Annotated in this window: 13 protein-coding genes; 11 read left to right on the forward strand and 2 right to left on the reverse strand. The window is 66.6% G+C overall.

The genetic code is table 11. The features are described 5' to 3' along the window. Positions 1-130: 130 nt before the first annotated feature. The 4 genes from ppc to A7V84_RS17370 all read left to right on the forward strand — a co-directional run bounded on the left by ppc (position 131) and on the right by A7V84_RS17370 (position 6,379). Positions 131-2,959, forward strand: coding sequence for a phosphoenolpyruvate carboxylase (ppc, locus tag A7V84_RS17355; RefSeq protein ID WP_025513788.1), 2,829 nt, complete (start codon positions 131-133; stop codon positions 2,957-2,959). A 292-nt stretch (positions 2,960-3,251) separates the two neighbouring features. After that, the gene (locus A7V84_RS17360; protein ID WP_025513790.1) at positions 3,252-4,184 is read left to right on the forward strand and encodes a 3-hydroxyacyl-CoA dehydrogenase family protein; all 933 of its coding nucleotides are present in this window, start codon (positions 3,252-3,254) and stop codon (positions 4,182-4,184) included. Positions 4,185-4,295: 111 nt separating this feature from the next. Next, the gene (locus A7V84_RS17365; RefSeq protein ID WP_025513792.1) at positions 4,296-5,636 is read left to right on the forward strand and encodes a short-chain fatty acid transporter; all 1,341 of its coding nucleotides are present in this window, start codon (positions 4,296-4,298) and stop codon (positions 5,634-5,636) included. Positions 5,637-5,653: 17 nt separating this feature from the next. Further along, positions 5,654-6,379 (forward strand): SDR family oxidoreductase, encoded by a 726-nt coding sequence (locus A7V84_RS17370; protein WP_025513794.1) that lies wholly within the window; start codon positions 5,654-5,656, stop codon positions 6,377-6,379. Between the two features lie 46 nt (positions 6,380-6,425). On the opposite strand, the gene A7V84_RS17375 is transcribed toward A7V84_RS17370, so the two are convergent. Next, positions 6,426-7,211, reverse strand: coding sequence for an IclR family transcriptional regulator (locus A7V84_RS17375; protein ID WP_025513796.1), 786 nt, complete (start codon positions 7,209-7,211; stop codon positions 6,426-6,428). A 145-nt stretch (positions 7,212-7,356) separates the two neighbouring features. Here A7V84_RS17375 and A7V84_RS17380 point away from each other — a divergent pair, with 145 nt between their 5' ends. The 6 genes from A7V84_RS17380 to A7V84_RS17405 are packed head-to-tail and all read left to right on the forward strand — an operon-like array spanning position 7,357 to position 11,205. Beyond that, complete coding sequence (locus tag A7V84_RS17380) at positions 7,357-8,040, forward strand: 3-oxoacid CoA-transferase subunit A (protein WP_025513798.1); 684 nt, start codon at positions 7,357-7,359, stop codon at positions 8,038-8,040. 4 nt (positions 8,041-8,044) lie between these two features. After that, positions 8,045-8,689, forward strand: coding sequence for a 3-oxoacid CoA-transferase subunit B (locus tag A7V84_RS17385; protein ID WP_025513800.1), 645 nt, complete (start codon positions 8,045-8,047; stop codon positions 8,687-8,689). A 51-nt stretch (positions 8,690-8,740) separates the two neighbouring features. Further along, positions 8,741-9,016: a muconolactone Delta-isomerase gene (gene catC, locus A7V84_RS17390; RefSeq protein WP_033535105.1), complete on the forward strand. Its 276-nt coding sequence runs from the start codon at positions 8,741-8,743 to the stop codon at positions 9,014-9,016. Between the two features lie 13 nt (positions 9,017-9,029). Continuing rightward, positions 9,030-9,326: a YciI family protein gene (locus tag A7V84_RS17395; protein WP_025513807.1), complete on the forward strand. Its 297-nt coding sequence runs from the start codon at positions 9,030-9,032 to the stop codon at positions 9,324-9,326. 53 nt (positions 9,327-9,379) lie between these two features. Continuing rightward, a complete protein-coding gene (gene pcaD / locus A7V84_RS17400) occupies positions 9,380-10,159 on the forward strand; it encodes a 3-oxoadipate enol-lactonase (protein ID WP_033535106.1) in 780 nt (259 codons plus the stop codon). Between the two features lie 5 nt (positions 10,160-10,164). Then, positions 10,165-11,205, forward strand: coding sequence for a cyclase family protein (locus A7V84_RS17405; protein ID WP_033535107.1), 1,041 nt, complete (start codon positions 10,165-10,167; stop codon positions 11,203-11,205). A gap of 25 nt (positions 11,206-11,230) precedes the next feature. Here A7V84_RS17405 and A7V84_RS17410 read toward each other — a convergent pair whose 3' ends face one another. Continuing rightward, a complete protein-coding gene (locus tag A7V84_RS17410; RefSeq protein WP_033535108.1) occupies positions 11,231-11,623 on the reverse strand; it encodes a PsiF family protein in 393 nt (130 codons plus the stop codon). 291 nt (positions 11,624-11,914) lie between these two features. Here A7V84_RS17410 and A7V84_RS17415 point away from each other — a divergent pair, with 291 nt between their 5' ends. Continuing rightward, the gene (locus A7V84_RS17415) at positions 11,915-12,562 is read left to right on the forward strand and encodes a carbonic anhydrase (protein ID WP_025513814.1); all 648 of its coding nucleotides are present in this window, start codon (positions 11,915-11,917) and stop codon (positions 12,560-12,562) included. Positions 12,563-12,565: the final 3 nt, after the last annotated feature.

Consider the following 12,565-nt stretch of genomic DNA (forward strand, 5'->3'; position numbering starts at 1 on the left):
AGAGGGGAAATCAGGCGCCACTGTACCCCAGGCGACGTTGTAAGGAAGGCTGCGTAAAATCGACGCGTCCCGTATTTATTGCATTGCTACCGCACCAGGAATTTTCCATCCCTCTCTATAGGTTTTCTCGATGAACGCTACACGCGCGCAATCCGATCTTGCCGAACCGCTACGCAACGACATCCGCCTGCTCGGGCGCTACCTGGGCACTGTCATTCAAGCCTGCGAAGGCAAACGGGTTTTCGACACCATCGAGACCTTGCGGCGCAGCGCCGTGCGTTTCCGGCGCGAAGGCCGCCAGGATGATGGCGAACTGATGCAGCAGCGGGTCAAGCAGCTGCGCGGCAGCGACCCCAATCTGGTGGCGCGCGCCTTCGGCTACTTCCTGCAGCTCTACAACATTGCGGAAGATCGCGACCAGAACCGCAACCAGCGCGCCCGCGCGCTCGATGACACGGCACCCGCGCCGGGCAGCCTGCGCCATGCCATCGATCTGCTGGGTTCGCAGGGCGTGCCGCCGCAACGCATCCGCAGCCTGCTGGCCGATGCCTGCGTGATGCCCGTGCTGACCGCCCACCCCACCGAGGTGCAGCGCAAAAGCACCCTGGATGAGCACCGCGATATCGCCGCGCTGATCGCGCAGCGCGACCAGCCCCTGACCGCGGAGGAAGCCGAAGAGATCGACGCCGCGCTGCTGGGGCACATCGACACGCTGTGGCAGACGCGCATGCTGCGCTACACCCGCCTGACGGTGGCTGACGAAATCGAGAACGCCCTGTCGTACTACCGCAGCACCTTCCTGAGCGCCGTGCCGCGCCTGTACGGCGATCTGGCGCGCCTGCTGACCCCGGACAGCAAGCATCCCTTCGCGCCGCCGCCCGCCCCGCTGGAGCCCTTCCTGCGCATGGGAAGCTGGATCGGCGGCGACCGCGACGGCAATCCGAATGTCGACGCCGACACGCTGGAGCTTGCCGTGCTGCGCCAGGCCACCGTGCTGTTCGAACATTATCTCGGCCAGGTGCATGCCCTGAGCACCGAGCTGTCGATCACGCGGCTGCTCATCAACGCCAGCGACGAACTGCGCCAATTGGCCGAAGCCAGCGGCGACACCTCGCCGCATCGCCGCGATGAGCCCTATCGCCGCGCGCTCCTCGGCATCTACGCGCGCCTGGCCGCTACCGCACGCACGCTGATCGGGCGCGAGCTGGCCCGCCGCACGCCGCTGCCGGCCGAACCCTACGCCCATCCCCAGGAGCTGGCCCGCGATCTGGCCGTGGTGGCCGATTCGCTGGCCCAGAACAACGGCGCGCCCATCGCCAAGCTGCGCCTGACCGGCCTGCAGCAGGCCATCGAGGTCTTCGGCTTTCACCTGGCCACGCTGGACCTGCGCCAGAGCTCGGATGTGCACGAACGCGTTCTGACCGAACTGTTCGCCCGCGCCGGCCACCCCGAAGCCTACGACCAGCTGGACGAGGAAGCGCGCGTCGCGCTGCTGCGCCAGGAGCTGGCCACCGGCCGCCCCCTGGCCTCGCCCTGGATCGAATACAGCGATGAAACCACCCGCGAACTGGGCGTGCTGCGCGCGGCGGCTGCGGCCCGGGCGCGCTTTGGCAAGCCCGCGGTGCGCCAGACCATCGTGTCGCATACCGAAACGCTGAGCGACCTGCTGGAAGTGCTGGTGCTGCAGAAGGAAACCGGCCTGATCGACCCGGCCTCGCCCCAGCCGGAAGACGGCCTGATGGTGGTGCCGCTGTTTGAAACCATTCCCGACCTGGAGCGCGGCCCGGCCATCATGGCCGCCTGGCTGGACCTGCCCGAGGTCAGCGCCCGCGTGCGCCTGGCCCAGGGCCAGACCCAGGAAGTGATGCTGGGCTACTCCGACAGCAACAAGGATGGCGGCTACCTCACCTCGAACTGGGCGCTGTACCGTGCCGAGCGCGAACTGGTTGACGTCTTCCGGGCCCGCAAGGTGCGGCTGCGCCTGTTCCATGGCCGGGGCGGCTCGGTCGGCCGGGGTGGCGGCTCCAGCTTCGACGCCATTCTGGCGCAGCCTCCGGGCACGGTGGCCGGCCAGTTGCGCCTGACCGAGCAGGGCGAAGTGATCCAGACCAAGTACAAGGATGCCGAGATCGGCCGGCGCAATCTGGAACTGCTGGTGTCCGCCGTGCTGGAGTCCTCGCTGGCCCAGCAACCGGCCGCACGCCAGGCCGAAGATGCCCACATGGCCCATCATGGCCAGACCATGGACTTCCTGTCCGAGGCAGCCCAGCGCAGCTATCGCGAGCTGGTGTATGAAACGCCGGGCTTCTCCGAGTATTTCTTCGCCTCCACGCCCATCCTGGAGATCGCCGACCTGAACATCGGCTCGCGCCCGGCCTCGCGCAAGCAGGGCCAGCGCATCGACGATCTGCGCGCCATCCCGTGGGGCTTCTCGTGGGCACAATGCCGCCTCATGCTGACCGGCTGGTACGGCGTGGGGTCGGCACTGGAAGCCTATCTGGAGCAAGGCGCGCCGGGTGCGCCGCGCAGCAAACGCGCCCGCCTGGCGCAATTGCGCGAAATGGCCCAGGAATGGCCGGCCTTCCGCAGCCTGCTCTCCAATATGGAGATGGTGCTGGCCAAGTCGGATCTGGCGATCGCCTCGCGCTACGCCATGCTGGTGCCGCAGCGCCGGGTGCGCGAACGCATTTTCGGCGCCATTTCCGAAGAGCACGGCCGCACGCTGGCCATGCTCAAGCAGGTCAACCAGCGCGAACTGCTGGCCGACAACCCGGCGCTGGCGGCGTCGCTGCGCGAACGCTTCGCCTATATCGATCCGCTCAATTATCTGCAGATCGATCTCATCCGGCGTCACCGCGCCGCCCAGCGCCGCCCCGACGCCACGCCGGACCCGCGCGTGCCGCGCGCCATCCACCTGACCATCAACGGCATCGCTGCCGGCCTGCGCAACTCAGGCTGATCCTGGCGGGCGCGGCCTGGCCGCGCCCTTTCCCGCTTGCAAAACGCCCTGCCGCCCCCTGCGGCGCAGGGCGCACTGCCGCGTCCATTATGTGGACGCCACCCTGGTCAATTTGTCCACCTGCAGCAATTCTTAGTACTATATTTTTGGAAATTCTATATCCGCACAAATGTTCGTATATAGAACATAAGCATTTTTCTGGCCTCGGCACAGAGAAGCACCCAGGAAGAGACACCGGCGCGCCGGCCCCCGAGTGCAACTGAGCCTGGGCATCGAACAAGCGAGCTCATCCATGGCTTTTCCCATCCAGACTCTGGCCGTCATCGGCGCCGGTTCCATGGGCAGCGGCATTGCCGCGCTCTTCGCCTCGCAAGGCCTGCCGGTCGTGCTGGTCGACCCCGTCGACGGCGCCCTGGACCGCGCCCGCGCCATCATCGAACGCCAGCTGCAGGTCTACGCCCCGCAGGATGCCCCCGCCAGCCTGGCGCGCATCACCATGCGTCCCGATCTGGCCGCGGCAGCCGACTGCGATCTGGTGATCGAAGCCGTGCCGGAGAACCTGGCGCTCAAGCGCAAGCTGTTCGCCGAGCTGGATGGCCTGTGCAAGGCCGAAGCCGTGTTCGCCACCAATACCTCCGGCCTGTCGATCAACGCCATCGCCGAGGCGGTGACGCGCCGCGATCGCTTCGTGGGCACCCATTTCTTCACGCCGGCCGATGTGATCCCGCTGGTGGAAGTGGTGTGCGGCGACCAGACCACCGATGCCAGCGTCGAACTGGTGATGGCCGTGCTCAAGGCCGCCGGCAAGCGCCCGGTGCGCGTGAACCAGGACATCCCCGGTTTCATCGCCAACCGCATCCAGCACGCCCTGGCGCGCGAAGCCATCTCGCTGCTGGAGAAAGGCGTGGCCAGCGCCGAGGACATCGACGAAGTGGTCAAGTGGAGCCTGGGCATCCGCCTGGCGCTGTCGGGCCCGCTGGAGCAGCGCGACATGAACGGCATCGACGTGCACCACGCGATCGCCAGCTATCTTTACGCCGATCTCGAAAACCGCCAGACACCCTCCGACCTGCTCACGCAGAAGGTGGAAAGCGGCGCCATCGGCGCCAAGGCCGGCCAGGGCTTCTACACCTGGGAGCCCGAGCGCCGCGAGCGCGTGCTGCGCGAAAAGAGCGCCGCGCTGGCCGGGCTGGTCGCCTGGCTCAAAACGCAGAAACTGGATTGATTTCCCCGCCGCCCACGCCCACGACGCGAGCGGCTTTCTTTTGCGCCCACTGCGGGCACACCCTGCAAGCAACGCAAGCATTACGCCTTACCGGAGTCTGTTGGAGACACCATGAATAAACTTGCTTCCTTTTTCACGGAGCTGATGCGCAAGTATCTGCCCGACCCCTTCGTGTTCGCGATCGGGCTAACCCTGCTGACCGTCGTGCTGGCCTTTGCCGTCGAAGGCCAGGGCCTGCCGCAGATCACCCGTGAATGGGGCTCCGGCTTCTGGAGTCTGCTGGCTTTCACCACTCAGATGGCCGTCATCCTGGCCATGGGCTATGTGCTGGCCACCGCCCCCCTGACCGACCGCCTGCTCGACCGCATCGTCAGTCGCGTGCACAGCCCGCACACGGCCGTCATCGTGGCCACGCTGGTCGGCGGCATCGGCAGCTACCTGAACTGGGGTTTCGGCCTGGTGATCGGCGGCGTGGTGGCCAAGAAGCTGGCCCTCAAGGTCAAGGGCGTGCACTACCCGCTGATCATTGCCGCAGCCTATAGCGGCTTCACGCTGTACGGCCTGGGCCTGTCGGCCAGCATCCCGGTGCTGGTGGCCACCCCCGGCCACCCCATGGCCGATGCCATGGGCGTGATCCCGCTGACCGAGACCATTTTCTCGGCGCCGATGCTGATCACCAGCCTGATCGTCATCGTCACCCTGCCGCTGCTCAACGCCTGGCTGCACCCGAAGAAGGGCGAGAAAGTCATCGAGGTCGATCCCGATATCGACAAGGGTATCGACAACGCCAAGGCCGGCAACGCGCTGGACAACGAGAACACCCTGGCCAACCGCCTGAACAACAGCCGCATCCTGAGCCTGCTGATCGGCGTGCTGGGCATTGCCTACGTGGTGTTCTATTTTGCCGACGGCAAGTCGCTCGACCTGAACCTGATCAACTTCATCATCCTGTTCCTGGGCATCATTCTGCTGGGCACGCCGGCCGCCTACGTGGCCAAGCTGAACGAGGGCATCAAGACGATCTCCGGGATCATCCTGCAATATCCGTTCTACGCCGGCATCATGGCCATCATGGCCGGTTCGGGCCTGGTGACGACCATCTCCGAGATCTTCGTCGATGTCGCCACGCCGGCCAGCCTGCCCTTCTGGGGCCTGATCAGCTCCTACGTGATCAACTTCTTCGCCCCGTCGGCGGGCGGCCACTGGGTGATCCAGGGGCCGTTCATGATCGATGCGGCACACGCCATCGGCAGCTCCATCAGCCAGACCACCATGTCGGTCATGCTGGGCAACGCCTGGAACGATCTGGTGCAACCCTTCTGGATCCTGCCGGCCCTGGCCCTGTCCAAGCTCAAGCTGCGTGATGTGATGGGTTATACCGTCATCATGATGCTGTGGGTCGGTGTGATCTACATCGGCGCCGTGCTGGCCTGGGGCTACATGACTCACTGACAACTGGAGACTGCGATATGAAACCCGCCGCCTATTTGGTGACCGGCGCCAGCAACGGCATCGGCGCCGCCATCGCCGCAGCGCTGCTCGATGCCGGCCACACCGTGGTCAACATCGACTATCGCCTGCCCGAGCACCCGCCGGCCGGCCTGGTGTCCTTCCAGGCCGACCTGACCGATACCGCGCAGACCGAGGCCGTCGCCCGCGAGGTGACCAGCCGCTACGCCATCATCGGCCTGGTGAACAATGCCGGCGCCACCCGCCCGGGCACGGCCGACACGGCCACCCTGCAGGATCTGGACTATGTGGTGTCGCTGCATCTGCGCACTGCCCTGATCCTGGTGCAGGCAGTGCTGCCGGCCATGCGCGAAGCGGGTTTCGGACGCATCGTCAACATGGCCTCGCGCGCGGCGCTGGGCAAGCCCGAGCGCGTGGTCTATTCGGCCACCAAGGCTGCCCTGATCGGCATGACCCGCACGCTGGCCATGGAACTGGGCGGCGACGGCATCACGGTCAACGCCATCGGCCCCGGGCCCATCGCCACGGACCTGTTCATGCAGAGCAACCCGGCTGGCGCGCCGCGCACGCAACGCATCATCGACAGCATCGTGGTCAAGCGCCTGGGCACCCCCGAAGACGTGGCCCGCGCGGCCATGTTCTTCCTGTCGCCCGACAATGGCTTCGTCACCGGCCAGGTCCTGTACGTCTGCGGCGGGACCACGCTGGGCGTGGCCCCTGTCTGAGGCGGCGACGATGGCCCGCCGCCGGTCCCGCCTGCCTGCGCGCCGCCTAGCGGCGCTGCAGCGCCTGGTTGATCTGGTCGGCGGCGTCGCGCAGCGGCGGCAGGAAGGCCTGCAGCATCTGTTCGCGCGAATAGCGGCTGGTATGACCGCTGACGTTCATGGCCGCGATCACGCGGCCGCTGCGATCCACGATGGGCACGGCCACCGATTGCAGGCCGGGCTCAAGCTCCTGGGCCACGCAGGCGTACCCGTCGCACCGCACCCGCTGCAACTCCTGCAGCAGCTCCTCGATGCTCGTACGGGTGGACGGGGTATAGGGCTGGATGCGGCTGTCCTGCAGCAAGCGCTGCTGCTCGGCCAGCGGCTGGCCGGCCAGCAGCACCCGGCCCATGGAAGTCACCCAGGCCGGCAGGCGGCTGCCTACGGCCAGATTGATGGTCATCACCTTGTGCGTGGACAGGCGCAGGATGTAGACGATGTCGGCGCCATCAAGCACCGACACGGAGCACGACTCGCGGGTCGTCTGCGCCACCTCTTCCATGTACGGCAGGGCCAGGTTCCACAGCGGCGTGCCCGAAAGATAGGCATAGCCCAGTTCGAGGATGCGCGGCGTCAGCGAAAAGCGTCGCTCGTCCTGCACCACGTAGCCCAGCTGCACCAGCGTCAGCAGAATGCGCCGCGCGCCGGCACGCGTCAGACCGGCCACGCTGGCCACTTCGGACAGCGTCATCTGGTCACGTTGCGGGCCGAAGGCCCGGATCACCGCCAGGCCGCGCGCGAACGACTGCACATAGCTGTCGCTGGGAACCTGGGAATAGCTGTCTTCACTCACGTTTCTTTTTCTCGTCGTTGCGGCAGCGCCGCAGCCAGGCACGGCCTTGACAGGCCGTTTTGCCCCATGAAAGGATGTTCTTCAGAAGAACGCATGTTCTACAGAAGAACAAAATTATTACACGCCAACCCTAAAGCAGAGTCCTATGATTTCTAAGCTCGTTCCAAGCGCAGCGGCCGCCCTGGCGGATGTGCCCGACGGCGCCACCATCATGATCGGCGGCTTCGGCACGGCCGGCCAACCCATGGAGTTGATCGATGCCCTGCTGGAGCAGGGGGCCAAGGATCTGGTCATCATCAACAACAACGCCGGCAACGGCGACACCGGCCTGGCCGCGCTGCTGGGCGCCCAGCGGGTGCGCAAGATCATCTGCTCGTTCCCGCGCCAGGTGGATTCGCACATCTTCGACGGCCTGTACCGCAGCGGCAAGATCGAACTCGAACTGGTGCCGCAGGGCAACCTGGCCGAGCGCATCCGCGCCGCCGGCGCCGGCATCGGCGCGTTCTTCACCCCCACCGGCTACGGCACCCCGCTGGCCGACGGCAAGGAAACCCGCGAGATCAACGGCCGCCACTACGTGCTGGAGTATCCGCTGACCGCCGATTACGCCCTCATCAAGGCCGAACGTGCCGATCGCTGGGGCAACCTGACCTTCCGCAAGACGGCCCGCAACTTCGGCCCCATCATGGCCAGCGCCGCACGCGTGGCCGTGGCCCAGGTGCGTGAAGTGGTCGAACTGGGCGAGATCGACCCGGAAACCGTGGTCACCCCCGGCATCTTCGTCAAGCGCGTGGTGCAGATCGACGCCCCCCAGGGCGCCAAGGAGTAACAAGATGAGCGAAAAACTGAGCCGCGACGCCATGGCCGCCCGCGTGGCGCAAGACATCCCTGAAGGGGCCTACGTCAACCTGGGCATTGGCCTGCCCACCCTGGTCGCCAACCATCTGCCGACCGGCCGCGAGGTCATCCTGCACACCGAGAACGGCATGCTGGGCATGGGCCCGGCGCCGGAGAAAGGCCAGGAAGACTACGACCTGATCAATGCCGGCAAGCAGCCCGTCACCGAGTTGCCGGGCTGCTCGTTCTTCCATCATGCCGATTCGTTCGCCATGATGCGCGGCGGCCATCTGGATATCTGCGTGCTGGGCGCCTTCCAGGTGTCGCAGCAGGGCGATCTGGCCAACTGGCACACCGGCGCACCCGATGCCATCCCCGCCGTGGGCGGTGCGATGGATCTGGCCATCGGCGCCAAGCAGGTGTTCGTGATGATGGACCTGCTCACCCGCGACGGCCAGAGCAAGCTGGTGCAGGCCTGCACCTACCCGCTGACCGGCGTGCGCTGCGTTTCGCGTGTCTATACCGACGTGGCGGTGTTCGACATCACCAAGGACGGCGTGGTCGTCACCGACCTGTTCGGCGGCATGACGCCCGAGCGCCTGCTGGAAATCACCGGCCTGCCCCTGAAGTTCGCCAACTGACTTTGATTCCGCGCGGCGCACGACGCCGCGCAAGCCCTGAAGGAGAGATTCATGCTGTACATGGTTGAAATGCAAGTGAACCTGCCCGTGGACATGCCGGCCGAACGCGCCGACAAGCTCAAGGCCGACGAAAAGGCCCTGGCGCAGGAACTGCAGCGCAGCGGCAAGTGGCAACACCTGTGGCGCGTGGCCGGCCGCTACGCCAACGTCAGCATCTTCGACGTCGAGAGCCACGACGAGCTGCACCAGCTGCTGTCCTCGCTGCCGCTGTTCCCGTACATGGACATCAACGTGACCGCCCTGGCGCGCCACCCGTCGGCCATCTGACCCCGGAGCCAGCATGCCCTACATCATCGAGACCTTCGACAAGCCGGGCCACCAGGCGCTGCGCCAGGCCACCCGCGCCGAACACCTGAAGTTCCTGGATGACAACAAGCATCTGCTGCTGGCCTGCGGCGCCAAGCTGCACGATGACGGCAGCGACATCGGCGGCGGCCTGTATGTGGTCGACGTCGACACCCGCGAAGAAGCCGAACGCCTGATCCAGGCCGATCCGTTCTACCGCGTCGATCTGTTCGAACGCGTCGCCATCACCCGCTGGCGCAAAGCCTACGTGGATGGCAAGTGCCATCTGTAATGTCGTGAACCGGCGCGCCTTCGGGCGCGTCGGCCTTTTATCCGGAATCTTTCATGCCCTACGCCGATCTCAGCCAGGCCCGTCTGTATTACGTCGTCGACGGTCCCGCCGACGCCCCGGTCCTGGTCCTGTCCAACTCCCTGGGCACCAATGCCGACATGTGGGCCCAACAGGTCCCGGCCCTGTCGCGCCACTTCCGCGTGGTGCGCTATGACACCCGCGGCCATGGCCGCTCCAGCGTGCCCGAAGGCGAGTACCGCTTCGAGCAGCTGGCCAACGACGTGGTCGAGCTGCTGGATCACCTGGGCGTAGCCCGGGCCCATTTCTGCGGCCTGTCGATGGGCGGCCCGACCGGCCTGACCCTGGCCCTGAACCACCCCGACCGCATCGACCGCCTGGTGCTGTGCAACACCGCCGCGCGCATCGGCAGCGCCCAGGGCTGGACCGACCGCATCGCCACCGTGCAACAGACCGGCCTGGCCAACATGGCCTATGGCGTGGTCGAACGCTGGCTGACCGACGGCTTTCGCGAACGTGAGCCGGGCCTGACCCAGGTGCTGGTCGACATGCTGCGCCGCACGCCCGACGCCGGCTACAACGGCAACTGCGCCGCCCTGCGCGACGCCGACCTGCGCCCGCGCCTGGGCGAGATCCGCGCCCGCACCCTGGTCATCGCCGGCACCCATGACCTGGCCGCCACGCCGGCCGACGGCAAGTACCTCACCGAACACATCGGCGGGGCGCGCTATGTCGAGCTGGACACCTCCCACATCTCCAACTGGGAGAACCCGGAAGCCTTCACCCGCGCGGTGCTGGACTTCCTCACGGAGTAAACATCATGCAGCGCTGGAAACAACGGCCGCCCGGTTCCAACTGGGGCGACTTCGGGCCCGACGATCAACTCGGCCGCCTCAATCTGCTCACCCCCGAGCAGGTACTCAAGGGCGCCAGGGAGATCCGGGCCGGTAAAACCTTCTGCCTGTCATTGCCGCTGGATCTGCCTGGCGGCAACGTGCTCAACCCGCGGCGCCATCCGCCGCAGCTGAGCCCGACGCGCCTGGACGAAACGCCCTATGTGAACTTCCCGTTGCGCGCGCTCAACCCGGACGCCGTCGACGTCCTGAGCGACGACCAGGTGCTGCTGTCGATGCAATACTCCACCCAGTGGGACTCGCTGGCCCATGTGGGCGCGCTGTTCGACGCGGATGGCGATGGCCGCGACGAACTGGTCTACTACAACGGCTATCGCGCCGGAGTCGACGTGGTCGGCCCGGCCGATGGCGATCACCTGGGTTGCGGCTGCAACAGCGGCGGGCCTTCGGCCGCGCTCAGGCTGGGCGTGGAAAACCTCGCCCAGCAAGGCCTGCAGGGCCGCGCCGTGCTGGTGGACCTGGAGCGCGAGTTCGGCGCCGGGCGCACCCTGGTCGGCGCCGCCGAGTTGCAGCAGGCCATGCGCGCGCAGAACGTGACGGTCGAGTCCGGCGATATGCTGGTGCTGCGTACCGGCTACGCCGAAGCCGTCGTGGCCATGCAGGGGAAGCCCGATGCCAACGTGCTGCACCAGTATGGCGCTGCGCTCGATGGCACCGACGACGCGCTGCTGCAATGGATCACCGACAGCGGCATCGTGGCCATCTGCGCCGACAACTATGCCGTCGAGGCCTATCCGGCGCGCGAGCGCCAGGGGCCGCGCGCCATGCTGCCGCTGCACCATCATTGCCTGTTCAAACTGGGGCTGCCCCTGGCCGAGCTGTGGTACCTGAAGGATCTGGCCGACTGGCTGCATGCCCACGACCGCAACCGCTTCATGCTGACCGCCCCGCCGCTGCGCCTGCCGCACGCGATCGGCTCGCCGGTCACGCCGATCGCCACGGTCTGATCCCGCAGGCAGCCTGCGGGCTGCCTCAGCCGCCCTTCAGGCAGGTGCTCATGAAGGTCTTGCGGGCCTCGCCCGACAGGGCCTGGGCAGCGGCGCGGGCATTGCAGTCTTTCATGCGGGTCTGCTGCGAAGTCAGGGGCTTGGCCGGCTCCTCGCCTTTCAGGCAGCTGCTCATGAAGGCCTTGCGGTCATCGCCGGTTTTGCCGGCGGCCGATTTGTTGCACGCCACCATGCGCTGCTGTTGCAACGTCATTTCCTTGGAGGTCGGCGCCGGCGTCGTGGCCGGCGCGCCGGCTCCGGCAGCAGACTTGGTCGCCGCATTGCCCACCGCATCGGCCACACCCGGCGCGGCCGATGCCGAGGCCGCCCATACTGCCAGGCAAAGGCCTGCCGCCAGCCCACCAATGCGAATTTTCATGATGTTCTCCTTGGCTTCGGGCCGGGCAGGATGCGCGGCGCCACCCCAGGTGCGCGCCTTGCTGGGACGCCCTGGTCCGATAGAGTGTCCGGCAAAGCGCCTGGGCTGGCAAGCCGCAATCTTCGCGGCAGGAAGTCGCACGTCCTCCCCGGGGGCCAAAATCGATTTTTCCCGATACTGACCAATGTGGGAAAATACGGTTACGCCCCGCGCCGCCAGACAAGGACGGCCCACGAGGCGTGGCCGACAGGCCGCGCCCCGCGCCGTAGGGCGTCCCTCCAGGATATGAGCATGTTTCCAAAAAGACTCACCGACGGCTATCAGGCCTTCCTCCAAGGCCGCTTCCACGCCGAGCGCAGCCGCTATGAAGCGCTGGCAGAAAAAGGCCAACACCCGGAAATCCTGATCATCAGCTGTTGCGACTCGCGCGTTTCGCCCGAGGCCATCTTCGATGTCGGGCCGGGAGAACTCTTCGTGGTGCGCAACGTGGCCAATCTCGTGCCGCCCTGCGAACCCGATGCCGAGTCCTCCTACCACGGCACCAGCTCGGCCATCGAGTTTGCCGTCAACGGCCTGAAGGTCAAGCATGTGGTCGTGATGGGCCACGCCTCCTGCGGCGGCATCCGCTCCTTCTACGATGAGAGCCAGCCGCTGTCGAAGATGAATTTCATCGGCAAATGGATGTCGCAGATCGCACCGGTGGCCGATGCCCTGGGCGACAGCACCGGCAACCGCGAGCAGGACCTCAAGCGCCTGGAACTGGGCGTGATCGGCCACAGCCTGCGCAACCTGATGACCTTCCCCTCGGTGCAACGCCGTGTCGCCGAAGGCGAACTGCAATTGCATGGTTGCTACTTCGGCGTGGCCACCGGCCTGCTGTACGTACGCGACCCGGGCACGGGCGAATTCGCGCCCTGCCTCGAACAGCCCCTGGGCTGAGCG

The organism is Bordetella trematum, assembly GCF_900078335.1.
Lineage (GTDB): Bacteria > Pseudomonadota > Gammaproteobacteria > Burkholderiales > Burkholderiaceae_B > Bordetella > Bordetella trematum.

Bases quoted from the DNA above. Each gene is read 5' to 3' on its own strand.
- ppc (WP_025513788.1), top strand. From the start codon at position 131: ATGAACGCTACACGCGCGCAATCCGATCTTGCCGAACCGCTACGCAAC.
- A7V84_RS17360 (WP_025513790.1), top strand. From the start codon at position 3,252: ATGGCTTTTCCCATCCAGACTCTGGCCGTCATCGGCGCCGGTTCCATG.
- A7V84_RS17365 (WP_025513792.1), top strand. From the start codon at position 4,296: ATGAATAAACTTGCTTCCTTTTTCACGGAGCTGATGCGCAAGTATCTG.
- A7V84_RS17370 (WP_025513794.1), top strand. From the start codon at position 5,654: ATGAAACCCGCCGCCTATTTGGTGACCGGCGCCAGCAACGGCATCGGC.
- A7V84_RS17380 (WP_025513798.1), top strand. From the start codon at position 7,357: ATGATTTCTAAGCTCGTTCCAAGCGCAGCGGCCGCCCTGGCGGATGTG.
- A7V84_RS17385 (WP_025513800.1), top strand. From the start codon at position 8,045: ATGAGCGAAAAACTGAGCCGCGACGCCATGGCCGCCCGCGTGGCGCAA.
- catC (WP_033535105.1), top strand. From the start codon at position 8,741: ATGCTGTACATGGTTGAAATGCAAGTGAACCTGCCCGTGGACATGCCG.
- A7V84_RS17395 (WP_025513807.1), top strand. From the start codon at position 9,030: ATGCCCTACATCATCGAGACCTTCGACAAGCCGGGCCACCAGGCGCTG.
- pcaD (WP_033535106.1), top strand. From the start codon at position 9,380: ATGCCCTACGCCGATCTCAGCCAGGCCCGTCTGTATTACGTCGTCGAC.
- A7V84_RS17405 (WP_033535107.1), top strand. From the start codon at position 10,165: ATGCAGCGCTGGAAACAACGGCCGCCCGGTTCCAACTGGGGCGACTTC.
- A7V84_RS17410 (WP_033535108.1), bottom strand. From the start codon at position 11,623: ATGAAAATTCGCATTGGTGGGCTGGCGGCAGGCCTTTGCCTGGCAGTA.
- A7V84_RS17415 (WP_025513814.1), top strand. From the start codon at position 11,915: ATGTTTCCAAAAAGACTCACCGACGGCTATCAGGCCTTCCTCCAAGGC.